At 41.7% G+C, this 22,938-nt stretch carries 23 protein-coding genes; 2 read left to right on the top strand and 21 right to left on the bottom strand.

The window, feature by feature from the left end; all coding sequences use genetic code 11:
- Positions 1-11: 11 nt before the first annotated feature.
- The gene (gene smc, locus WD019_RS01525; protein ID WP_425710438.1) at positions 12-3,584 is read right to left on the bottom strand and encodes a chromosome segregation protein SMC; all 3,573 of its coding nucleotides are present in this window, start codon (positions 3,582-3,584) and stop codon (positions 12-14) included.
- A gap of 173 nt (positions 3,585-3,757) precedes the next feature.
- On the opposite strand from smc, the gene WD019_RS01520 reads away from it, so the two are divergent.
- Positions 3,758-3,982: a DUF1128 domain-containing protein gene (locus WD019_RS01520; RefSeq protein ID WP_026675902.1), complete on the top strand. Its 225-nt coding sequence runs from the start codon at positions 3,758-3,760 to the stop codon at positions 3,980-3,982.
- Between the two features lie 39 nt (positions 3,983-4,021).
- Here the strand turns inward: WD019_RS01520 and rnc are convergent, their stop codons facing one another.
- The 9 genes from rnc to WD019_RS01475 all read right to left on the bottom strand — a co-directional run bounded on the left by rnc (position 4,022) and on the right by WD019_RS01475 (position 12,811).
- Entirely contained in the window at positions 4,022-4,729 is a 708-nt protein-coding gene (rnc, locus tag WD019_RS01515; protein ID WP_035349844.1) for a ribonuclease III, read from the bottom strand.
- A gap of 160 nt (positions 4,730-4,889) precedes the next feature.
- On the bottom strand, positions 4,890-5,126 hold the full coding sequence (gene acpP / locus WD019_RS01510) for an acyl carrier protein (protein WP_026675904.1): 237 nt from the start codon (positions 5,124-5,126) through the stop codon (positions 4,890-4,892).
- Between the two features lie 77 nt (positions 5,127-5,203).
- On the bottom strand, positions 5,204-5,944 hold the full coding sequence (fabG, locus tag WD019_RS01505; protein WP_026675905.1) for a 3-oxoacyl-[acyl-carrier-protein] reductase: 741 nt from the start codon (positions 5,942-5,944) through the stop codon (positions 5,204-5,206).
- Between the two features lie 4 nt (positions 5,945-5,948).
- The gene (gene fabD / locus WD019_RS01500; RefSeq protein ID WP_026675906.1) at positions 5,949-6,887 is read right to left on the bottom strand and encodes an ACP S-malonyltransferase; all 939 of its coding nucleotides are present in this window, start codon (positions 6,885-6,887) and stop codon (positions 5,949-5,951) included.
- Positions 6,887-7,897, bottom strand: a complete 1,011-nt coding sequence (plsX, locus tag WD019_RS01495; protein WP_026675907.1) for a phosphate acyltransferase PlsX — start codon at positions 7,895-7,897, stop codon at positions 6,887-6,889. The genes fabD and plsX overlap by 1 nt, the downstream gene beginning before the upstream one ends.
- On the bottom strand, positions 7,898-8,473 hold the full coding sequence (gene fapR / locus WD019_RS01490) for a transcription factor FapR (RefSeq protein WP_026675908.1): 576 nt from the start codon (positions 8,471-8,473) through the stop codon (positions 7,898-7,900). It abuts the gene before it with no gap.
- Positions 8,474-8,568: 95 nt separating this feature from the next.
- On the bottom strand, positions 8,569-10,611 hold the full coding sequence (gene recG / locus WD019_RS01485) for an ATP-dependent DNA helicase RecG (protein ID WP_425710437.1): 2,043 nt from the start codon (positions 10,609-10,611) through the stop codon (positions 8,569-8,571).
- Between the two features lie 142 nt (positions 10,612-10,753).
- Positions 10,754-12,427 (bottom strand): DAK2 domain-containing protein, encoded by a 1,674-nt coding sequence (locus tag WD019_RS01480; RefSeq protein WP_425710436.1) that lies wholly within the window; start codon positions 12,425-12,427, stop codon positions 10,754-10,756.
- A 21-nt stretch (positions 12,428-12,448) separates the two neighbouring features.
- A complete protein-coding gene (locus tag WD019_RS01475; RefSeq protein ID WP_026675911.1) occupies positions 12,449-12,811 on the bottom strand; it encodes an Asp23/Gls24 family envelope stress response protein in 363 nt (120 codons plus the stop codon).
- A gap of 226 nt (positions 12,812-13,037) precedes the next feature.
- Here WD019_RS01475 and rpmB point away from each other — a divergent pair, with 226 nt between their 5' ends.
- On the top strand, positions 13,038-13,226 hold the full coding sequence (gene rpmB, locus WD019_RS01470) for a 50S ribosomal protein L28 (RefSeq protein ID WP_026675912.1): 189 nt from the start codon (positions 13,038-13,040) through the stop codon (positions 13,224-13,226).
- A 74-nt stretch (positions 13,227-13,300) separates the two neighbouring features.
- Here rpmB and spoVM read toward each other — a convergent pair whose 3' ends face one another.
- The 11 genes from spoVM to def all read right to left on the bottom strand — a co-directional run bounded on the left by spoVM (position 13,301) and on the right by def (position 22,921).
- On the bottom strand, positions 13,301-13,381 hold the full coding sequence (spoVM, locus tag WD019_RS01465) for a stage V sporulation protein SpoVM (protein ID WP_035349723.1): 81 nt from the start codon (positions 13,379-13,381) through the stop codon (positions 13,301-13,303).
- A gap of 101 nt (positions 13,382-13,482) precedes the next feature.
- A complete protein-coding gene (locus WD019_RS01460; RefSeq protein WP_425710435.1) occupies positions 13,483-14,127 on the bottom strand; it encodes a thiamine diphosphokinase in 645 nt (214 codons plus the stop codon).
- Entirely contained in the window at positions 14,124-14,696 is a 573-nt protein-coding gene (gene thiT, locus WD019_RS01455) for an energy-coupled thiamine transporter ThiT (protein WP_425710434.1), read from the bottom strand. The genes WD019_RS01460 and thiT overlap by 4 nt, the downstream gene beginning before the upstream one ends.
- A 48-nt stretch (positions 14,697-14,744) precedes the next feature.
- Entirely contained in the window at positions 14,745-15,392 is a 648-nt protein-coding gene (rpe, locus tag WD019_RS01450; RefSeq protein ID WP_425710433.1) for a ribulose-phosphate 3-epimerase, read from the bottom strand.
- Between the two features lies 1 nt (position 15,393).
- Positions 15,394-16,272 (bottom strand): ribosome small subunit-dependent GTPase A, encoded by an 879-nt coding sequence (rsgA, locus tag WD019_RS01445; protein ID WP_425710432.1) that lies wholly within the window; start codon positions 16,270-16,272, stop codon positions 15,394-15,396.
- A 1-nt stretch (position 16,273) separates the two neighbouring features.
- A complete protein-coding gene (gene pknB, locus WD019_RS01440; protein WP_425710431.1) occupies positions 16,274-18,277 on the bottom strand; it encodes a Stk1 family PASTA domain-containing Ser/Thr kinase in 2,004 nt (667 codons plus the stop codon).
- On the bottom strand, positions 18,274-19,038 hold the full coding sequence (locus WD019_RS01435) for a Stp1/IreP family PP2C-type Ser/Thr phosphatase (RefSeq protein ID WP_425710430.1): 765 nt from the start codon (positions 19,036-19,038) through the stop codon (positions 18,274-18,276). The genes pknB and WD019_RS01435 overlap by 4 nt, the downstream gene beginning before the upstream one ends.
- Before the next feature lie 5 nt (positions 19,039-19,043).
- Positions 19,044-20,129 (bottom strand): 23S rRNA (adenine(2503)-C(2))-methyltransferase RlmN, encoded by a 1,086-nt coding sequence (gene rlmN / locus WD019_RS01430; RefSeq protein ID WP_026675919.1) that lies wholly within the window; start codon positions 20,127-20,129, stop codon positions 19,044-19,046.
- A 25-nt stretch (positions 20,130-20,154) separates the two neighbouring features.
- Positions 20,155-21,501: a 16S rRNA (cytosine(967)-C(5))-methyltransferase RsmB gene (rsmB, locus tag WD019_RS01425; protein WP_425710429.1), complete on the bottom strand. Its 1,347-nt coding sequence runs from the start codon at positions 21,499-21,501 to the stop codon at positions 20,155-20,157.
- Entirely contained in the window at positions 21,491-22,417 is a 927-nt protein-coding gene (fmt, locus tag WD019_RS01420) for a methionyl-tRNA formyltransferase (RefSeq protein WP_425710557.1), read from the bottom strand. Before fmt ends, rsmB begins: the two co-directional genes overlap by 11 nt.
- 24 nt (positions 22,418-22,441) lie before the next feature.
- Positions 22,442-22,921, bottom strand: a complete 480-nt coding sequence (gene def / locus WD019_RS01415) for a peptide deformylase (RefSeq protein ID WP_026675922.1) — start codon at positions 22,919-22,921, stop codon at positions 22,442-22,444.
- Positions 22,922-22,938 lie beyond the last annotated feature (17 nt).

Genomic DNA, 22,938 nt, shown 5'->3' with positions numbered 1-22,938 from the left:
TCTCCTCATTTCTAGTTCATATTGCCTACCAATTCTTTCGTCTCTTCCAATCTTACCGAGACAAGCTTTGATACTCCAGATTCCTGCATTGTTACTCCATACAACACATCAGCTTCTTCCATTGTTCCTTTTCGATGTGTGACAACGATAAACTGCGTTTCTTTGCTGAACTCACGCAAATAGGCTGCATATCGGCTTACATTGGCATCATCAAGAGCCGCTTCTACTTCATCTAATATGCAAAATGGGACAGGCCTTACTTTTAAAATCGCAAACAATAAACTGATTGCCGTCAGCGCCCGTTCGCCCCCTGACAATAAGGCAAGGTGCTGCAATTTTTTCCCCGGTGGCTGAGCGAAAATGTCGACACCCGTTGTTAGTAAATGATCAGGGTCTGAAAGTGAAAGATCCGCTCGCCCGCCGCCAAATAATTCTTTAAAGATGCTGCTGAAATGCGAGCGTATATTGGTAAATGTTTCTTCAAACCGTTTCTTCATCTCTTCGTCCATTTCGTGAATGACATGATAGAGCGTTTCTTTCGCTTCGGTTAGATCGTCCCTTTGCCCTTTTAAAAACTCATAACGTTCTGCGACCCGTTCATATTCTTCAATTGCCCCGAGGTTTACAGTTCCTAATTCATCAATCGAAAGCTTAATTAATTTTACCTTTTTGCGTGCTTCATTAGCTTCGACCGATAAAGTAAACTTTTCTTTCGCCCCTTCAAATGACAGTTCATATTCCTCTCTTAAGCGGGCAAGTCGATTTTCGAGTTCGACATCAAGGCGATTGATCGTTACTTCCTCCTCGCGAAGCCCATCACTGAGTTGCTTTAAGAGCCGTTTTGATTCTTTCAACCTGCACTCCTTCTCTTCGACCTTTTCATATAAAGACTTCCGCTCTTGTCTTTTCGAAGTTATAAGTTCAAGCGCCCTCTGTTTTTCCTTTCGCTTTTCCTTAATTTGCGAATCAAGCGATTCCTCACCGGAAGAACTGCTATCCATTTCCTCTTCCAACAGCCAATAATCTTCTTCACTTTCTTTTAATTCCTGATCAATTTCTTTTAATTCCTGGTTGAGACGTTCAAGATTATCCTTCTGGTTGGATACTTGCTGTTCAACTTCAGCAATCTTAATTTTAAAAGAAACTGTCGCCTGGTGAATTTCCTCTTTGGACGTTGCCTGAATTTTTTTCTTTTCGCCAAGATGTTCAATATTCCTCTCAAGCTCATTGATATTGCCCGTTATCTGTACTAGTTTGCCTTCCAGTTCCTTTATCCGCTCCTGGATGGTTGTTTGCTCTGAATGGAACGAATTTTTTTCCCTGTCATACAGTCTTAAACGTTCGTTCACATTTTTTTCTTCTATTTCAATTTCTCTCAGGTTGCTTTGGAGCGATTGCTGGTAAAGACGGCTGTTACTTCCTTCTTCTCTTAATTGTTCGAGCTTTTCTTTTAAGTTGTTGATTTCCTCTTTTAATGTTTTTACACTTTCTTCCAATTTTCGTGTTTGGCCTTCCATAGCTGTCAATTTTTCTGTAATCGACTCAAGCTCCCGTTGCCTGCCGAGGAGAGAATAGCTTTTTTGCTTGACGCTTCCACCGGTCATCGATCCGCCCGGGGCGACCACATCACCTTCTATCGTCACGATCCGATAACGGTAATTTGTCATTTTTGCCAATTCATTTGCTCCTTCTATAGATTGGGCAATGATAATATTCCCGAGCAAATTGGAAACCACTGAAGCATAACGATCGCTATAAGAAATAAGATTTGATGCAATGCCGATAAACTCGCGGTGAGTGGATAAATTCTTAAGCTGATGTTCGGGAAAATCTTTTTTCTTCATAACAGATAACGGCAAAAATGTAGCTCGTCCAACCCGCTTTTTTTTCAAAAAAGCGATCGCGCTCATGGCATCCTTTTCTGATTCAACAACAATATGCTGCATGGCGCCGCCTAATGCCGTTTCAATAGCGGCCTCCAGATGAGCCGGGACTGTGATAAGCTCCGCTACGGCTCCTTCTATCCCGGAAAGAGATGTACTTTTTGCTTTTAAAACCTCTTTTACTCCTTGAAAGAACCCGGCGTATTCATCTTGCATCGATTCAAGCATTTCTTTTTTTGATTGAAATTGCTGAATAAATTTATATGCCTGGTAAAGGTCGCTTTGTTTTCTTTCATACTTGCGCTCTTTTTCTCCAAGCTCTTTTTTGACATTGTTGTACGCTGTAATCCGTTTTTCAATTTCTATTTCAGCCTCTTTGATTTTCCCAAGCAATTCACGTTTTTGCTGATCGACCACTTTTCTTTCTTGAAGGTATTCTTCATGCTCGCGATCCAGCCGTGAACTCTTCATCTGTTGTTGATTTTGCTGGTCCGTTAAATACCTGATTTCATTTTTTATTGCAGCCTGCTCGTTTAACCGTTCGATATATTCGCCTTTAAGACGTTCTAGTTCCGTTTCTAAATCCATTTCAATAAGCGCAAGACGTTCTTCTTCTTTTTTGAGCTTATCCTTTAACGACTTGAGTAGCCCTGTTTTCTTTTTTAATTGTGCGGATTCCGTATTTAAAACAGACGTTAATTCTTCCTTCTTTTTTTTCAATCCGTTGATTTGCTGCTTTAACGTTTCTTTGTTTTGAAAATAGTTTTTCTTTCGTTCTTTTAAAACTTCGCGCTTTCCTTCAAATTTTTCAAGTTCTTCACTGACCGATAGCAATGATTGCTGCAACTGGTCGATGGAGGCATCCAACGTTTGGATTTCGGTACGTATTTGTTCAAGAAAGGTTTCCTCGTTTTTCACTTCAGTGGCCAAATGGTTTTCCTTGTCTTTTAACTCATCAAGCCGGATCGATTGTTTTTCCCACCGTTCATGCAGTTCCTCTATTTCGTGCACAATTAGCGCTACTTCGATTTGTTTTAGCTCTTCTTTTTTTTCAAGGTAGTCTTTTGCGATCGAAGCCTGGATTTTCAATGGTTCAACTTGCCCTTCCAATTCATGCAGGATATCTTCAACCCGATTTAAATTATCCTGTGTCTCTTCAAGCTTTTGTTCGGCTTTTTGCTTTCGTATTTTATATTTTAAAACACCGGCTGCTTCCTCGAAAATTTTCCTCCGGTCCTCCGCTCTACTACTTAAAATTTCCTCTATCTTTCCCTGGCCGATAATGGAATACGCTTCCTTGCCGAGACCTGAATCCATGAACAGTTCAACGATGTCTTTTAGACGGCATTGCTGTTTATTAATTAAATATTCACTTTCCCCCGACCGGTAAACCCGCCTTGTTACACTTACTTCATTATAATCAATCGGCAGATGCTGATCCTCGTTATCTAACGTTAATGTTACCTCAGCTACATTTAACGGCTTTCGATGATCGCTTCCCGCAAATATAATGTCCTCCATCTTAGAGCCACGAAGCGATTTAGCAGATTGTTCGCCAAGGACCCATCTGACGGCATCCGATATATTGCTTTTTCCGCTTCCATTCGGTCCGACAACAGCTGTCACACCGGGAACAAACTCTATATTGATTCGCTCTGCAAACGATTTAAATCCTACAACATCCAAACGTTTGAGGAACATTCAATTATCCCCCTTTGACTTGCGGCATTAAACGAAAACATTTTCTTGTCTTATACCTTTATTTGCCGCACTTTTTTTCTTATGTATGTTAACTTGTTTATTTTATCATAGATTTACAAGACGTTTGAAGGTATAATTGTAAGAACAAATGTGGCGAGAAAGGGTGTTACTTTTTGGATTTATCCACTAGAAGTTTAGAAAATATGGAATTTATGATTGAACAAATGAAAAAGAAGCTTCAGCTTGTTAACTCCGGTATTATACAGGCAGTAGATTACAAATTAGAACAATATGATGAAATTAAAGAATTATACGATGTCGTCATGAAAATGCCAGGCTTTACTGTAAGAGATTTAGAAGGAATCGTTGAGGAGCTTGGCTCACTAAAAGCAAAATAAGATTCTTGAAGATAATGAAAACACCCATTGCGGGTGTTTTTATTGTTGATTGATTTTTTGAATGGCTTCTTGAGCCGCATGCTGTTCCGCTTCTTTCTTCGAACGTCCAAAACCAATGCCAAACGTTTCATTGTTAAGACGCACCTCTGAAACAAATTCCCGATTATGCGCGGGACCTTTCTCTTGAACGATTTTATAATCGATCGTTCCTATGCCTTCACGTTGAACATATTCTTGCAGTTGACTTTTAAAATCCATCACATGAGAAAAAGCACCTTCGTTTATTTTAGGAACAACATGTTGATCCAAAAATTCGATGACTTTATCAATTCCCTGGTCCAAATACAAAGCACCGATAAACGCTTCAAAAACATCAGCAAGCAGCGCCGGCCTTGTTCTCCCGCCAGTATGTTCTTCTCCCTTGCCTAACAGAACATACTCGCCAAAATGAAGATCGTTTGCGAACTTAACAAGTGACGGTTCACAAACAATCGCCGCGCGAAGCTTCGTTAATTCCCCTTCGCTCATTGTCGGGAATTTCGTATAAAGGTATTGGGAAATCGTTAATTCCAAAACAGCATCTCCCAAAAATTCAAGGCGCTCATTGTCTTCGTGAGGACGTCCCCGATGCTCATTCACATATGATGAATGGGTAAATGCCTGAACGAGCAAGTTCACATTATTAAATGTAATATTGATGCGCTCTTGCACAGGTTCAACCTTTTGTTTTCTTGCCCGGTCATCCATTGTTTTGCGAATATGGTGCTTATATCGGTTTTTCGTATGTTTTTTAATTGACGGTTGTTTTTTTGAATTGGTCATAATTTCCTCCCGCATAAAAACGGCCTGTAAAAAGCCTTAAGGAAATAAAGTCCCGTAACGAATTACGGGACTTTTTGATCTAAACTTATTTGTTGTGGCTGTTTATGTAATTTACAACATCACCAACTGTTGTAATTTTTTCAGCATCCTCATCGGAAATTTCCATATCAAATTCGTCTTCTAATTCCATAACAAGTTCCACAACATCTAAAGAATCCGCACCAAGATCTTCTTTAAAAGAAGCTTCAGGCTTCACTTCTGAAGCGTCAACACCAAGACGGTCAACGACAATCTTTGAAACTCTTTCTAAAACGTCTGCCATGCTTGTCACCTCCTTTCAATAGTATATGTTATTTTTCATAAAAAAACTAGGAAAAATTGCTCTAGCCATCTTGCTAGTTACATTACCATTCCACCGTCAACATGGATCGTTTGCCCTGTAATATAACCGCTGTTGTCTGATGCTAGAAAAACGACAAGCGCGGCGATATCGTCCGGCTGGCCGAAACGGGCAAGCGGAATCGTCTTTAACATTTCAGATTTAACTGTTTCTTCAAGAACATGTGTCATATCGGTTTCGATAAACCCCGGGGCAATGCTATTCACCGTAATGTTTCGGCTTGCCAGCTCTTTTGCAGCCGTCTTCGTCAGGCCAATGACCCCGGCTTTGGCCGCCACATAATTGGCCTGTCCTGGATTGCCAGCCACACCGACGATGGAAGCAATGTTGATAATTCTGCCGCTTCGCTGTTTCATCATTTGGCGGGACACTGCTTTCGTACAAAGGAATACTCCTTTTAAGTTTGTATTGATTACGGCGTCCCATTCTTCTTCCTTCATCCGCATAAGCAAATTATCGCGGGTAATTCCTGCGTTATTTACAAGAATATCGAGTGAACCGAATTCATCAATCACTTGTTTGATCATACTATTCACTGATTCGCTATTCGAAACATCGGCCTGGATGGCAATAGCCTCCCCGCCATGCGCGCGAATTTCATCGACCACTTCATTTGCCTTTGCTTCACTGCCCGAATAATTTACCGCAATTTTCGCACCTGCTTTCGCAAGGTGGAGCGCGATGGAACGGCCGATGCCGCGAGATGCTCCGGTAACAAGTGCCGTCTTTCCATTTAACATATGTTTATTCTCCCTTCAACTTTTTAACAGCCGCTTCAAGTGTCGCATGATCGCCAATCGGAATTGTAATGGCGCGGCGGTGCACTTTTTTCACAAGTCCTGACAATACTTTGCCCGGACCAATTTCAATAAATGTATCAACACCTAAATCAAGCAATTCTTGAACGGTCTCTTCCCAGCGAACCGGAGAAAAGATTTGCTCGACGAGTTTTTCTTCAATTTCACTTGCTGCCGTTACTGATTTTGCTGTCACGTTCGCGATAACAGGGATATTCGCGTCACGAATTTCAATTTCTTTAAGCACATTATGCATCTTTTCGGCAGCCGGCTTCATTAATGAAGAATGGAAAGGCCCACTCACTTGAAGCGGAATAACTTTCGCCCCCTCTTCCTTTGCTCGTCCGGAGGCAATTTGTACGCCTTCTGCTGTTCCTGAGATGACAATCTGACCCGGACAATTTAAGTTGGCAATTTGAACAACCGTTCCATTTCCCGAAACGTCATCGGTGATCGCTTTAAGCGCTGCTTGATCCATGCCAAGAACTGCTGCCATTGTGCCAACTCCTGCGGGTACAGCTTCTTCCATAAAAAGGCCACGCTGTCTAACAGCATATACCGCATCCTCGAACGAAAGGCTGCCGCTCGCAACAAGGGCCGAATATTCTCCAAGACTATGTCCGGCAGTGAAATCCGCTTGAATCCCATATTGTTTAAGTACTTCTAAAATAGCAATACTTGTTGTTAAAAGGGCAGGCTGTGTATTTTCAGTTAATTTTAATGTTTCATCAGGCCCATTAAAAATTATGGACGATAGCGAAAAACCTAACCTTGCATCCGCCGCATCAAAAATCTTTTTCGCCTCACTAAAAGATTCATAAAGGTCTAATCCCATACCGACAGTCTGCGAACCCTGTCCTGGAAAAAGAAAAGCGATTTTACCCATTATTGTTCCTCCTGGCTTTCTTTTAGTTTCAATTCTTGCATTTTTTCCGTAATGATCGGCACGACATTTTTCTCGACCATTGCTTTTGTTTGGCGGATCGTATGAAAAATTGCATTTTCGTCAGCCGAACCATGCGCCTTAATAACCGGGGCTGCCAGACCGAAAAGAAGTGCCCCGCCATACTCGGAATAATCCATAACTTCTTTGATCGCTTTAAAGCGTGGCTTTAAAAGAAGAGCAGCAAATTTGCTTAAAGCATTCGATGTCAATTCTCTTTTCAATACATTCATGACCATCATCGCTGTGCCTTCCATTGCTTTCAACGTAAGGTTTCCGGCAAACCCGTCACAGACAACGACATCACAAACACCATTGGTTAAATCTCTCGCTTCAACATTACCGATAAAAGAAATGGGGGCCTCTTTCAAAAGTGGAAAAGTAGCCTTGCATAATGCATTTCCCTTTTCATTTTCCGTGCCGACATTCAGCAAACCAACTTTCGGATTTTCGATTCCCCGAACTTGTTCTGCATAAGTTGAACCCATGATCGCATACTGCAGCAGGTGTTCAGGCTTAGCATCCATATTCGCTCCGGCATCGAGCAGCAAAAATCCTCTGCCGTCGATTGTCGGCAACGTTGGAGAAAGAGCCGGGCGATCGACTCCTTTTATTCTCCCTACAACAAACAAGCCGGCAGCCATTAACGCTCCCGTATTTCCGGCCGAAATGCAGGCATCGGCACGTTGTTCTTTCACTTCTTTCGCGCTAAGTATCATTGATGAATTTTTCTTTTGGCGAACAGCACGCACCGGTTCATCATCGCTATTGATTTTTTCATCCGTATGGATAATGTCAATATTTTGAGGGCTTGTTAAATGCCTTTTAATATCAGGTTCGCTCCCGATCAACGTAAATTTCAGATCGGAAAATTCGCGAACAGCTTTCATTACTCCTTTTATAATGACCTCTGGTGCGTGATCTCCACCCATGGCGTCAATTGCAATTCTCATTTATGTATTTCCTTCCTTTGCATCATTTGTGGAGCGGAACATGATAAATTCGCCGGAAAATACTGGCTCTTGATCCACATAACTGGTGACTTCTACGGTTGTCCTGTCTTCTTCGATTTTCAGCACTCTCGCTTTTGCAACAACCCGTTCACCTTCCATGACTTGTCTCATAAAACGAATATTTGCTTTCGCAGTTAAGGCTAACTGATCATTAATAATGGCAACGGCAAGTGAATTGGCCTGAGCAAATAGGTGATGGCCACGTGCAATCTTATTTCGGGAAAACACGTGCTCTTGTTTTATATCAAGAATCGATATGGCTGTTTCATCCAATTGGAGATCGATAATTTCTCCGATCACTTCTTCGATCGAGAGCGCCTTTACTTCATCCAATTGTTTTTGCGCAACATGTTTGATCCGTTCTCTTAATTCAGGAATCGATAGTTCAAGCCTGTCCAGCCGTATCGTTTGTACACTTACCCCGAATTTTTCTGCCAAATCTTCGTCTGTAATAAACGGAGTGTCCTTTATCGTCGTTTTTAATAATGCTTGTCTTTCCTTTTTGCTTCGTCTCATAATTACACCGTCCGAAAAATCTACTATAGAGCATTTAGGAGCAGGTACTAATAGTAGTATATAATAGCAGTTCTTATTATTCAAGAATGTCTTCTTTAATCAAGGCGCTCTCTATTTAATATTCCTTCTTTCTCCATATACTCTCTTAACGGCTTATATTCGGGCGCTACCCAAAAGCGCTCTGAATGTATGAGTTTTGCAGCATCTTGTCTCGCTACTTCAAGAACTCTGTAATCATGAACGATGTCCGCCATTTTAAAATCCGGAAGACCGCTTTGTTTATGGCCAAAAAAATCTCCCGGCCCGCGCAGCTCAAGATCTTTTTCCGAAAGGGCAAAGCCGTCATTTGTTTCAGTCATGATCCTCATCCTTTCTTTCCCCTCATCGGACTTTGGATCGGCAATTAAAAAGCAATACGATTGGTCTCTTCCACGACCTACCCTTCCACGAAGCTGATGAAGCTGCGAAAGGCCGAATCGTTCGGCATCATAAATGACCATAACTGTCGCATTGGGAACATTTACCCCGACTTCCACTACGGTGGTTGAAACAAGAATTTGACATTGGTTTTCAGCAAACTTTTTCATTACTTCTTCTTTTTCTGATGGATGAAGGCGGCCATGCATTAACCCGATTTGGTATGATGTGAAATATTGGCTAAGTTGAAAGTGGACATCAATTGCATTTTGCACATCAAGTTTTTCCGATTCTTCAATAAGAGGACAGATCACATACGCCTGCCTTCCTTTTTTCAGCTCTTTTTCCACAAACGCGAGCACCCGGTCTAAGCTTGTATGCTTCGTCCAATAGGTTTCAATCGTTTTTCTTCCAGCAGGCATTTCATCAATCGTTGAGACATCCATATCGCCAAATACAGAAATCGCAAGCGTTCTTGGAATTGGCGTGGCGGTCATAAACAAGACGTCAGGATCAAGGCCTTTTTCTCTTAAAATCCTCCGCTGGCCAACGCCAAAACGGTGCTGTTCATCTGTAATGACGAGTCCGAGCCGCTTAAATTCGACCTCCTCTTGGATTAACGCATGTGTTCCAACCAATATATCGATTTTGCCATCTGCAAGCTGATCTAAAATTTCGGCTCGTCTTTTGCCTTTAATTGAGCTTGTTAACAATTCTACGGTAATATCATGCCTGGACAAAAAATCGACAAGCGACTGGTAATGCTGTTCGGCCAATATTTCAGTTGGTACCATTAAAGCCCCCTGAAAATGGCTGTTTGCTGCAGCAAATAAACAAATAGCAGCAACTACCGTTTTTCCTGAACCAACATCACCTTGAAGGAGCCGATTCATTCGATAGCTCGATTTGAGGTCGCGCAATATTTCATCTGTGACCCTTTTTTGCGCCTTTGTCAATGGAAAAGGGAGAGATGAAATAAATTCATCCACATTTTCTTTAGAAAAAAGCTTTGCTTCTCCCTTTGATTGCTCTCGATTGACTTTTCTAAACGCTTGCATCTTTAATTGGAACAAAAGTAATTCCTCATAAACCATTCTTCTTCTTGCCTGTTTTAAGATCGTATAATTTTTAGGAAAATGCAGCCAATATAAAGCCCTATTTCTTGGAAGAAGCCGGTATGACTCCAGAAGTTCAGGCGGGAGTAATTCTTCAATATCCCGGCCAAACTGGACGAAACCTTGCTTGATCATTCTCCGTAAGCTCTTCATATGAATCGTTCCTTTAACCGAATAAACCGGATCGATGCTTTCGTCCTGTGGCTGGACGCCGAACTTAACGTCGCTTGCGGTTAGCGTCATCCGATGTATATCCCATTTTCCCGTTACGGTAATCGTCGCTCCGGGGGATAATTGTTTTTTCAAATAGGCACGGTTAAAAAATACGACGGTAATCAAATATCGCCCAACAAGCACTTTAACACTTAATTTTGATTTTTTCCTTGAGTAAAAGGCTAGAGAAGGCTCGCTATGAACCTTCCCTTCTAACGTAGCCTTTTCTTCATGCTTAACATCTCGTAAATCTTTTAACTGATGGTCTTCATAGCGGTATGGTAAATATTCAAGCAAGTCCTTGACGGTGGATACTCCTAGTAGTTTCAAATCTTCCGCCTTGCTTTCTCCGATTCCCTGGATGCTTGTTACCGGCAATTGATCGATACTCACTGTTGGTGTATAAACCTCCCTGAAACGTCGGCATTCGCTAGTTGGATATGGCGAAAAAACCTGGTTTTCTATTGCTCTGAATAAATTAAAAATATTCCCCCCCATACTGTAACATATCAGCAAGAGAGAGAATATAGTTTGTTTATTCAACTGAAATAATATAATCGTAAATCGGCTGCTTTCCTGAATGGACTTCCACTTCCAAATCCGGGAACTGTTCTTCTATAAACGATACGAGCTGATCCGTCTGTTCTTCGGTTGCATCTTCCCCTGCAAAAATGGATACAATTTCCGAATCGTCATCAATCATCTGCTTTACTAATTCGATTGCCGCTTCATGTTTTTCTTCTTTTGATGCAATGATTTTGCCGTCTTGAATTCCCATATAATCGCCTTTTTTTATTTCGACGCCTTCTATAGAAGTGTTCCTTACGGCAACCGTGACTTGCCCTGTTTTAACCTCATGTATAGCATTTGCCATTTTGCTTTGATTGGCGGCAGTATTATCTGACGGATTGAAAGCGAGCAATGCCGCAATTCCCTGAGGTATCGTTTTCGTCGGGATGATCACAACTTCCTCATCAACTACGCTCGCCGCTTGTTCTGCAGCCATAATGATATTGCTATTATTCGGCAAGACAAATACGGTTTTTGCATGTGTACCGCTAATTGCACGTGCAATGTCTTCCGTGCTCGGATTCATCGTTTGGCCACCTTCTAATACGCTACTTGCCCCGAGTGATTGAAACAAATCTCGTATCCCGCTCCCCATCGCAACTGTAACGATCCCATACGCTTTCTTTTCTTGCTTGAATGTCGGATCATTCGAACGTTCAGCCGATTCTTGGCCAACGATTGCGCTATGCTGCTCTCTCATATTTTCAATTTTAAGGTTAATAAGGCTACCATAACGTTGTCCAATGTTTAGCATATCGCCCGGTTTTTCAGTATGAATATGCACTTTTACTAATTCATCATCGCTAACGACAAGTAGAGAATCACCGTGTCTGCTTAATTCATTCCGGAAACGTTCTTCGCTAAACGATAATTTGTTTGCTTTATTTTTATCGAGCTTTACCATAAACTCTGTACAATAGCCGTACTGAATATCTTCGGTCTTCATATGTAACTGTGCTTTATGATGCATGCTATTAACCATTTCTTGCATCGATGGAGCGCTATCTGAAACAGCCGGTTCTTTACCTTCCAGTGCGTTTAGAAATCCTTCATAAACAGCTACAAGGCCCTGGCCCCCTGAATCAACAACTCCGACTTCCTTTAAAACAGGCAGCAAGTCGGGTGTCCGATTTAACGATCTTTTGGCTTCTTGAACAATTTCAGACATAACGAGATGAATGTCGTCCGTTTTTTTAGCCATTTTTACGGCATGTCTCGCAGCATCTTTCGCAACCGTAAGAATGGTCCCTTCAATAGGCTTCATTACCGCTTTATAAGCCGTCTCTACTCCGTTTTCAAACGCTCTTGCAAATTCGACCGAGAGAAGAGTTTTTTTGCCTTCAACCGCTTTTGCAAAACCACGAAATAGCTGGGATAAAATGACTCCAGAATTCCCACGCGCCCCCATTAATAGCCCGCGGGAGAAAGCGTTTGCGATAATACCGATCTCAGACGATGGATTGTTTTCAACTTCCTTACTTCCAGCCACAATCGTCAAACTCATATTCGTGCCGGTATCACCGTCTGGAACCGGAAAGACGTTAAGCGCGTCAATCATCGCCCGATTTTTCGCTAAATTTGCTGCTCCCTGTTGAACCATAGCGCTAAACTTTTTTCCGTCTAAAACCTTTAAAGACACTAAAGCTTCCTCCTAACGTAACTATGGGGTCGTCACCCTCACACCCTGGACAAAAATATTTACAGAATCAATCGATAATCCTAGCATTTGATCAAGCGTATATTTTACTTTTGTTTGGACATTATGAGCCACTTCAGAAATTTTCGTTCCATAGCTTACGATAATGTACATATCAATATGAATCTCATCTTCTTCTAAACGCACGACAATGCCACGGGAAAAATTATCACGGCCTAACAGTTCCGTAATTCCATCTTTAATTTGTTTACGGGACGCCATACCCACAATTCCATAACAATCGATTGCTGCACCTCCGCTAATGGCAGCGATAACTTCAGTCGAAATATCAATATGGCCATACTTATTTTTAATTTCTATGGACATGAATAGAACCCCTTTCGTGAAACCATTGATTAACACTCATTTTACTATACAATATGTTTTTTTAAAAGCTACCAGACAGTAAGGATAAAAATATTGTCAAGGATTTTTACTTGAAATACTTAATTTAAACTATTGCATTCTTCCTCCTCTCATGCTACTATTAGTTAGTATTTAACATACTACTGAAGTTTTTTCGATCTGCTGTAATAAAGGAGGTACAACGATTATGGCTCGTAAATGTGTGATCACTGGAAAGGGTCCTAAAACTGGAAATAAGCGTTCTCACGCAATGAACAAATCTAAAAAAAGCTGGGGCGTTAACGTTCAAAAAGTTCGCATTTTAGTAGACGGTAAGCCTAAGCGTGTATACGTTTCTGCTCGCGCACTTAAGTCTGGAAAAGTTGAGCGTGTTTAATAAAAAAACTGTGGCTAGCCACAGTTTTTTTATTAAATGCAAAAAAGCATCCGATTAGAGGATGCTTTTTTGTGTTACCCTTTTTTAATCGATCCTAAGATTGCCCGTATAAATCCTCCTAAAAACTTAGGTAGCTTAATGGTATAAAACTTCATCTTCCCCCTCCTCCAGGCCCTGTATAAATAATAAGACATTCACTACTAATGTATTCTCTTATAAAAAAAGCGTACCAATGGACCTGCCATCTAAGGATGTATTATGAATCACGGCTCTTTATCATCATTAATATGCCGCTTGAGAAAGAATAAGTACCATTTTTCTTTACAAGCTCGTTTGAAATGCAAAGCGTCGATCCTTTTTTAAGCGTTGCATTTTCCAGTGGGTATTTAAACCCGGAAAGGGTAATTCCTTCGACAATATTAGTAAATGCAAGGAAAGAAATATACCGAAAGTATTCATCCCCTTCAATGATGTAGTCACCCGGGGCAAATAATTCAATTTTGTTCTGAGAATCGACAATGCTCATCTTTATGCCGTTTTCCAGTCCTTTTAACAACAGTTGAACATTGACTAACTCATGATCCAATCGTCCCCCCGTTGCCCCGAGCAAAATAATTTCCTGAGGAGTTTGCCCGAACGCCCAGTTAAGCGCAAGCTCCAAATCCGTTTCATTTTTTTCGTCAGGGTAAACAAATGTTGTTATCCCCCGCGCCTCAATCGTTTCTTTTTCCGTACGTGTTATCGAATCAAAGTCACCGAACGCACAAGATGGAGTGATTCCATTTTCCAATAATGTCCACACACCTCTGTCCACTCCGACCCAGACCGTATTTTCCTGTTTTACTTGCGATAAATCCGGCAAACGATGGACCGGCCCTCCGGCCACAATATAAATCATCATGCTGCGCTTGATACTCCCTTATTTGATCCGTGCAAGATTTTTGGAGCTGTGTTAGTAAGAAATAGAAAAGTGATAAGGGTGATCATTGCTACCGGAATCATGTACGATATATTGTAGAGCAGAGAATAAATGTATGGGTTCATGTTGTCAGGTGCATAGCTTCCAAAAAAGACAACACCGGAAATATAATGGCAAACAAGGCGTAATAAACTGCCGAAAATAATGCCGAACACAATAGACTTCGTTCGCTGTTTCGTAGTTGCATTTGGAGCTACGGAAAAAAGCCCGGCAAATCCTGCGGCCATGAAAGCCAGCGGGTAATCAAGCAAAATGGAAACAGGATGCGCTCCTGCAATAGGGTTTAAGAGCAGTTGCAAGAGCCCGACAACAAGTCCTGTTAAAAGCCCTCCTTTTAATCCCCTGCGAAAGGCCATTAAGAAAATGGGGATCATTTCTAGTGAAACCGATCCTCCCTGCGCCCATAAACCTCTAAAGCTAATCAGGCCAAGAATGATCGAAAGAGCGGACATAATTGCAACTTCCGCTAAAAAAACGACCCGAGAATTCATGATAAGACCCTCCTAATAAATAACCGGCATATGAAATGCCGGTTGTTTTTATTTTCCGCGAATAGAAGCTATGGCACGCTCTACATCTTCTTTGCCGTAAATGGCGGAACCGGCGACGAGTACGTTCGCACCAGCTTCCACGCACAGTTTCGCCGTTTCTGCGTTGACACCGCCATCAACTTCGATGTCAATCGTAAGATTACGTTCACGAGCCATGGTTGCTACCGCTTTGATTTTCGGCAATACGTCATGGATAAACGACTGCCCGCCAAAGCCCGGGTTCACCGTCATTAAGAGCACAAGATCCACATCTTTGAGAACATGTTGAATCGTATCGACAGGAGTAGCCGGATTAATGACGACACCTGGCTTTACGCCAAGTTCTTTAATTAAATGGATCGTACGGTGTAAGTGCGGGCAAGCTTCCACATGAACAGAAAGAATATCGGCACCCGCTTTAACAAACTCCGGAATGTATCGATCGGGATTTTCGATCATTAAATGGACATCCAGCGTTTTCGCTGTTAACGGCCGAATGGCGCTCACAATAAGGGGCCCCATCGTAATATTTGGAACGAAATGGCCATCCATTACATCAATGTGAATATAATCTGCTCCAGCGTTTTCTACTCTTTTAATTTCTTCCCCGAGTTTTGCAAAATCTGCGGAAAGTATGGATGGTGCAACTTTAATCATGTCAGTACCTCCGTTTTTGCTCTTTTATTTCTTGTAAAAATTCCAGGTAATGCTCATATCGGGATGTTGCGATTGCTCCATCCGCCACCGCTTCTTTAACGGCGCATTTAGGCTCTGAACTATGGGTGCAGCCTCTGAATTTACATGATGGCCGCCTGTCCCTCATCTCTGGAAAATAATCCGATAGCTCTTCAGGCTCTATGTTAATAAAATCGAGTGAGCTAAATCCCGGAGTGTCAGCAACAAGGCCTTCCCCGAAAGGAATAAGTTCCACATGCCTTGTCGTATGTTTACCTCTGCCCAATGATTGAGAAATGTCGTTCGTCTCCAAATTCAAATTAGGATTGATCGCATTTAATAAAGACGATTTGCCTACTCCTGACTGGCCGGCAAAAACGGTAATATGATCTTTAAACAGGCTTTTCACTTCATCCATACCGACATGCAGGATTGTCGAAGTGGTTAAAACATGGTATCCCAATTTCTCATATTCTTTAATGTAGTCTTCTATTTCAAGTTTTTTTTCATCGAGAAGGTCAATTTTTGATATACAAATGATCGGTGTAATCTCATTGGCTTCAATATGGACGAGAAAACGGTCAAGTAAAAGCGAACTAAAATCAGGCCGATTGGCGGAAAAAACAAGAATCGCCTGATCGACATTTGATATGGGCGGGCGAATGAGCTCATTTTTCCGTTCTTTTATCTCCAATATATAGCCATCCGTCTCGCTCGATGATTCAAATTCCACCCAGTCACCGACAAGGGGGCTTATTTTTTTCTTGCGGAAATTCCCTCGTCCTCTGCACTGAAATACTGTCCCATCAGATAAAACATAGTAAAATCCTGCAAGTGATTTTATAATTCTGCCTTCACTCATTTTAATCACCGTGTTTCCCTTTAAACTTTCCTTTTTTCACATCTTCATAATCAAATGTTTTAGAAGCCACTTTTTTATCGTTCAAGTAAACGGTATAAGAAGCTTCACCATCAGGCTTAACCGTCAGCGGCAACATATACTCCGTTGTTTCCGTTATATCTTCCTCTTTAAACACGCTGTCTGTGGCATTTGCATCACTGTAAACAATTTTCACATGGAATGTTTTCCCTTTATCTTCATCTGAAACTTCAACTTTTAGTTTATTATTGAATGTAATTTCCTTATCTTTACCATCTGGTTTCGTTTTTTTTTCAGGATCCTCGCCTTTTGAAATCGTCACTTTAATGGTCGACCCTTTTTCAACGCTTGTATAAGGCGATGGCGATTGATTGATGACTTTTCCATTTTCTACTGAATCCGAATACTCATAAGTGAATTCAACTTTAAGACCATTGTTGTCGGTATATTCTTTCACCCTGCTCTGCCACTGATCGTAAAAATTCGGCAATTGGATCGATGGGGCTCCCTTAGATACTCGCAATATAATTGGATCCTCTGATGGATTTACTTTTTCACCCTTTTTAGGCTTTTGTGAAATGATATTATCTTTTGCCACTTCTTCAGATTCAACCGGAACGACTTCAATATTATCCGTGTCATATCCATTCTCGTCCAACTGCTTTTTCGCTGAATCAATATTCATTCCTGTAACATCAAGCATATCTACTTTTTTAAATCCTCTTGAAACATAAAGGGTAATGGAACTTCCTTCTTTTGCGCTCGTCCCTTCACCCGGCGATTGGCTGATAACATGTCCCTGAGCCACTTTATCATCATAACGAATTTTTCGATTGACTTTAAATTTATGCTTTGCAAGTTCGTCAAAAGCATCTTCATATGGTTTATTTACGACATTTGGAACAGTAACTTCTTTAACAGCAAATAAGCTAGGAAAGACGGTAAAAGCAGCAACGGTTGAACCTCCAACTAGCAACACCGCAAGAAGGATGATAAGCCACCATTTTTTCTTCTTTTTCTTCGTTTTTTTCTCGGGCTTATCCGGTTGTTCCTCTATCTTCTCTACTTCAGCACCAGTTGTGTTCGCCTGCGGGCTGGAAATAGGCGTCATAACGCGCGTGACATCCTCTTCGTCATCATACGATTGCCATTTATTTTCATTGACACGTTCAGGTAGTAGAGCTGTATCTAAGTCTTCAAGCAATTCATCCGCACTTTCATATCGTTGCAACGGATTTTTTGCCAGTGCTTTCAAAATAATATTCTCAACACTTTGAGGAATCTCCGGATTTAATACTCTCGGCTCAGGAATTTCTTCCTGCAAATGTTTTAATGCGACAGAAACAGGAGATTCACCTGTAAATGGAACAGATCCTGTCAACATTTCAAATAAGACAATGCCTAAAGAATAAATATCGGATTTGGCGGTTGCTCCCCCTCCTCTTGCCTGTTCAGGAGAGAAATAATGGACGGAGCCTAAAACCGAATTCGTATGTGTAATCGTAGCGGACGTAATGGCAAGAGCGATGCCAAAATCGGTTACCTTCGCAACTCCCTGTTCGTCTATTAAAATATTATGGGGTTTTATATCCCGATGAATAATCCCATGGCGATGGGCAACAGCCATTGCTGATGCAATCTGTTTGATTATGCGGATTGCTTCATCAACCGGAAGACGGCCATGTTCTTTAATGTAGCCTTTTAATGTTTTCCCCTTTACGTACTCCATAACAATAAAGTACGTATTGTTTTCTTCGCCGACGTCAAAAATATTAACGATATTTGGATGGTCTAAACTTGTCGCAGCTTCTGCTTCCCTTTTAAATCTTCTAATAAATTCTTCATCACTAGAAAACTCCGGCCGGAGAATTTTAACGGCAACATCTCGGTCGAGGATTAAGTCTTTAGCACAATAGACAATGGCCATTCCCCCATCACCGATGATGTCTAGTAATTTATAACGACCACTTATTCTTCTTCCAATCATTTAGCTTCCCTTTCTTGCTCTTCGCGATCATTGGAAATTAGGACAATTGTTATGTTGTCCTCACCTCCAGCTTCATTCGCAAGGCTGACGAGCCGCTCTACTTGTTCATGTATCGTCAATTGGTCGTTATTTAGCATTTCTTCCATCGTTTCTCTAGACACTTTATTCGATAGTCCATCAGAACATAATAAGACAACATCGCCTTTTTCCCATGTAAACGAAAGAAGATCAACATTGATCGTTTCTTCCGTGCCAAGCGCCCGCAAAATCCAATGTTTCCTCGGATGGTTCTCCGCTTCATCTTCAGACAGTTGCCCTGAACGGACAAGTTCATTAACAAGTGTATGATCTTCCGTCATTTTAGTTAATGAACCTTGTTTTAAAAGGTAACAACGGCTATCTCCAATATGTAACAATGAAACGGACGCCGGGGTACAAATGGCTGCAACTAAGGTCGTCCCCATTCCATCACATTCTTTATTCTCTTTTGCATGTTGAAACAGCTTCTGATTCGTATCTTCAACCGCATCGAGCAGCCATTTTTCAGCTTTTTCCGGCGTATCAACTTCGCCTGAGTCTGTATCTTTCCACTTTTCATTTAGTAATGAAACCGATTTTGAACTGGCGACGTCTCCCGCCTTATGTCCACCCATGCCATCTGCAACGATGGCAAGAAAGTGTTCACCTTTCGTGAACACTCCCCCGCTGTCTTCGTTATGCTGCCGTACTTTGCCTGTATCAGTTTTCAGTGCATACTTCATGAAAGTCACCTCGTTTCTTCTTGACGCTCCTTGGCCCGGAGCTGCCCGCAGGCCGCATCAATGTCATGCCCTTGCTCGCGGCGAATCGTAGCATTTACCCCGCGTTTTTTTAGCGTCTCGAGAAATTTAAAGATTTGCTTCCTCGGTGTCCTGACATAGTTGCGTTCCGGAACATAGTTGACTGGAATTAAATTGACATGGCATTTTACATTTTTAATTAATTCAGCCAATTCTTCCGCATGTTCAACCTGGTCATTGACGCCGCCGAATAGACCGTACTCAAAAGAGACACGTCTTCCCGTTTTTTTAATATAATATCGAATCGCATCCATTAACTCATTTAAAGGATACAAACGATTGACTGGCATAAGCTTGCTTCGGAGCTCTGTATTCGGTGCATGGAGGGAAATCGCAAAATTAATTTGCATTTCCTGGTCAGCAAATTGATAAATGGCTGGTACAATTCCACTCGTCGAAACCGTAATATGCCGGGCCCCGATGTTTAAACCTTTATCATGGTTAACGATCTTTAAAAACTTTAGCATCCCGTCAAAATTATCAAACGGTTCACCGATGCCCATAATGACGATTGAATCGACCCGTTCATTCGTTTCGTCCAATGCCCGTTGCACTTGAAGGACTTGTGAAACAATTTCCCCGGCGTGCAGGTTTCTTTTTAGGCCTCCAAGTGTTGATGCACAAAATGTACAGCCAAGACGACATCCTACCTGTGTTGTCACACAAACGCTGTTGCCGTAGTTATGGCGCATTAATACGGTTTCAATCGAATAACCGTCTTGCAATTCAAATAAAAATTTGATCGTTCCATCCGATGATTCCTGGCGAACGACTTCTTTCATCGGTTCAATATAAAAAACATCTTGCAGCTTTTCTCTTAATCCTTTTGGCAAATTGGTCATTTCATCATACGATGTGACACGTTTTGTGTATAACCAATCAAAAATTTGAGCCGCTCTGAATTTTGGTTCATGAATATCTTCGAGCCAATTTTGTAAATCCGAAAGCTCCAATGAAAAAATGGAAGGTTTAATATCCGGATTCGCCTGTTTTTCACTTAATGGTTTCAGCATGCCAACTCACCACCTATTGTCTTTTCTAGCTTTTTTTAAAGCATGCTAAGTAAAAGCCGTCGCTGTTAAAATAATGGGGCAAAATTTGCACCTGGGCTTTTCCCGCTTTTACATAGGGCTGCAACGGTTCTGGAAGTCTTTTAATAAATGCGTCATCCCAGCTGAATTCCGGATGTTCATTCAGAAATTGAACTGCCATCTGTTCATTCTCTTCTTTATCGATCGTACATGTACTATATAATAATAGACCCCCGGGCTTCAGAAGACCAGCGACTTTATCTAAAATCTCTCGTTGAATATCGGTAATTCTTTCAACATCTGATTCTTTTTTCGTCCATTTTAAATCAGGCTTCTTCCGAATAACACCAAATCCTGTGCAAGGAGCATCGACTAAAATGCGATCAAATGATTCCGGTTCAAATACATCAGGCGCCTTTCGTGCATCTAACGCTTTCGCTTCAACATTCGTTAAATGAAGGCGACTTTTTAGTTCAAGGATGAGCTTCACTTTATGTGGATGAAGGTCAAGCGCAATCACTTCACCTGAATGATTTAACAATTCTGCGATATGCGTCGTTTTCCCTCCCGGAGCGGAACATGCATCCAAAATTTTTTGCCCTTGTTTAACATCGAGCGCCGGGGCAACGAGCATCGAACTTTCATCCTGAATCGTCAATAGCCCTTTTTTATAACTTTCTGATTGGGGGAGGCTGCCTTTTACAATTTTAATAGCACTCGGGGAAAGTTCTCCACGACTTGCGATAACCCCTTCGTTTTCCAACAATTTGATGGCCTCTTCCCTTGTCGTTTGGTTGCTGTTGACTCTTGCTGCAACCGGTGCCGGGATTGTATTTATTTGGCACATCTGAATCGTTTCTTCTTCTCCATACTGCTTGATCCATCGTTTCACCAGCCAGCGTGGAGTGCTATATTCAAGGGCGATACGGTCGATTTTATCGTCGATCTCTTTAAAACTTCTGACCCCTTCTCGCTGAATTTTTCTAAGGACACCATTGACGAATGACGCAATTCCTTTATGGCCGCGTCTTTTTGCAATTTCGACGGCCTCGTTCAAGATCGCATGGTCGGGAATTCTGTCTAAATAATGCATTTGGTACAACGACATGCGAAGCAATACGAGCACCCAGCGGTCGACCTTGTCCATCCCTTTTTTAATGAACGGCGTAAGAAAGAAATCAAGCGTGTTTTTTCTTTGAATGGTTCCATAGACAAGTTCGGTTAAAAGTCCAATGTCAGTTTTGCTTAACTCGCTCTTCTTGATCGACTGGTTAAGAAGGAGGTTGCTGTAGGCCTGGTTTTGTTCAATTTTAATAAGGATATCAAGGGCAATGTTTCTTGCACTATTTTTCAAAAGATTCACCTAACTTTGTTCCAATGGATAAATTGGCACCTTGTAGAAACTGCTTTGCCGCCATTCGTTTTTTGCCGGCCGGTTGCAATTCCGTTACGAGTATCGCCGTTTTGTTTCCGGAGGCAACGACAAAACCGTCATTTTGGATTTCTACAATCGTGCCGGGTTCCATCGGTTCCTTCCGCTTAACTTTTAATCCCTGCCATATTTTTAGCGGTTTACCGTTTAAGCTAGTATAAGCGACAGGCCATGGATTTAACCCGCGGATTTGATTGTAAATATCTTCGCCATCTTTCCCCCAGTCAATTTTCTCCTGCTCCCTGGAAATATTGCTGGCAAATGTCGCTTTCTCATCGTCCTGCTTTACCGGACGTATCTTTCCTTCGATAAGGTCAGGTATTGTTTGCGATAATAATTTTGCCCCGGCCGCGCTAAGTTTATCATGCATCGTACCGACAGTGTCATCCTCTTCAATCGGAACGACAACTTGAGTGAGAATATCTCCGGCATCCAGCTTTTCGACCATATACATGATCGTAACACCTGTTTCTTTTTTTCCATCGATAATGCATTGATGAATCGGCGCTCCGCCTCTATATTCCGGAAGCAAAGAGGCATGTACGTTAATGCAGCCATATTTGGGAGCTTCCAATACCGCCTTCGGCAAAATTTGCCCATATGCCGCCGTCACGATCAAATCTGGCTTTAATTGAATGATTTCTTCATATTCTTCCCTTAATTTCCGCGGTTGATAAACAGGAATTTGATGACGCAAAGCTTCTTCTTTTACAGGTGTCGGTTTAATGATCTTTTTGCGCCCCTGCGGCTTGTCCGGCTGTGTGACAACCGCCTGCAGTTCATAGCCATCCATAACTAATTGGCGTAATATAGGGACGGAAAAATCCGGTGTTCCCATAAAAACAATTTTCACTCCAGGCACCTACCTTTCTCGTTCCAATTCTTCTTCTGTATAAAATTTTGTCACTTTTGTCGTAAATAAAATACCGCCTAAGTGGTCGATTTCATGTTGAAGGGCTCGCGCTAAAAAACCTTCCGCCTTTAAAATAAATTCTTCGCCAAAACGGTTTTGCGCTTTAACCGTTACCTTTTGCGCCCTCGTTACATCCCCAAATAAACCGGGAAAGCTTAAGCATCCCTCTATTCCGGTTTGTTCTCCTTCCCTTTCGGTAATCGTAGGATTGATCATTTCAATTTGCCCATTGTCATCACCGATATCGACAACGGCGATTTGCTGGCCAATCCCGATTTGCGGAGCGGCAAGGCCTACACCTTCCGCCTCATACATCGTTTCAAACATATCGTCTAACAATCGGTGTAATTCATTATTAAATTCTGCTACTGGCTTGCATTCTTTTTCTAAAATATCATTTGGATGACAAACGATGTCTCTTACTGCCATTTAAAAACTCTCCATTC

It is taken from the genome of Fictibacillus sp. Mic-4 (assembly GCF_049843615.1).
Lineage (GTDB): Bacteria > Bacillota > Bacilli > Bacillales > Fictibacillaceae > Fictibacillus_A > Fictibacillus_A gelatini.
The sequence above is the reverse complement of the archived record's forward strand: the minus strand, read 5'-3'. Positions and strand labels throughout refer to the sequence as shown.

Coding starts and splice junctions, on each gene's coding strand:
- WD019_RS01475 (WP_026675911.1), bottom strand. CDS start 12,811: ATGTCCATAGAAATTAAAAATAAGTATGGCCATATTGATATTTCGACT.
- fapR (WP_026675908.1), bottom strand. CDS start 8,473: ATGAGACGAAGCAAAAAGGAAAGACAAGCATTATTAAAAACGACGATA.
- fmt (WP_425710557.1), bottom strand. CDS start 22,417: ATGGGAACACCGGATTTTTCCGTCCCTATATTACGCCAATTAGTTATG.
- fabG (WP_026675905.1), bottom strand. CDS start 5,944: ATGTTAAATGGAAAGACGGCACTTGTTACCGGAGCATCTCGCGGCATC.
- thiT (WP_425710434.1), bottom strand. CDS start 14,696: ATGAATTCTCGGGTCGTTTTTTTAGCGGAAGTTGCAATTATGTCCGCT.
- fabD (WP_026675906.1), bottom strand. CDS start 6,887: ATGGGTAAAATCGCTTTTCTTTTTCCAGGACAGGGTTCGCAGACTGTC.
- rnc (WP_035349844.1), bottom strand. CDS start 4,729: ATGGATGACCGGGCAAGAAAACAAAAGGTTGAACCTGTGCAAGAGCGC.
- plsX (WP_026675907.1), bottom strand. CDS start 7,897: ATGAGAATTGCAATTGACGCCATGGGTGGAGATCACGCACCAGAGGTC.
- WD019_RS01460 (WP_425710435.1), bottom strand. CDS start 14,127: ATGATGATTTATATTGTGGCCGGAGGGCCGGTCCATCGTTTGCCGGAT.
- rpe (WP_425710433.1), bottom strand. CDS start 15,392: ATGATTAAAGTTGCACCATCCATACTTTCCGCAGATTTTGCAAAACTC.
- smc (WP_425710438.1), bottom strand. CDS start 3,584: ATGTTCCTCAAACGTTTGGATGTTGTAGGATTTAAATCGTTTGCAGAG.
- def (WP_026675922.1), bottom strand. CDS start 22,921: ATGGCAGTAAGAGACATCGTTTGTCATCCAAATGATATTTTAGAAAAA.
- WD019_RS01435 (WP_425710430.1), bottom strand. CDS start 19,038: ATGAAGTATGCACTGAAAACTGATACAGGCAAAGTACGGCAGCATAAC.
- rsgA (WP_425710432.1), bottom strand. CDS start 16,272: ATGAGTGAAGGCAGAATTATAAAATCACTTGCAGGATTTTACTATGTT.
- acpP (WP_026675904.1), bottom strand. CDS start 5,126: ATGGCAGACGTTTTAGAAAGAGTTTCAAAGATTGTCGTTGACCGTCTT.
- pknB (WP_425710431.1), bottom strand. CDS start 18,277: ATGATTGGAAGAAGAATAAGTGGTCGTTATAAATTACTAGACATCATC.
- rpmB (WP_026675912.1), top strand. CDS start 13,038: ATGGCTCGTAAATGTGTGATCACTGGAAAGGGTCCTAAAACTGGAAAT.
- spoVM (WP_035349723.1), bottom strand. CDS start 13,381: ATGAAGTTTTATACCATTAAGCTACCTAAGTTTTTAGGAGGATTTATA.
- rlmN (WP_026675919.1), bottom strand. CDS start 20,129: ATGCTGAAACCATTAAGTGAAAAACAGGCGAATCCGGATATTAAACCT.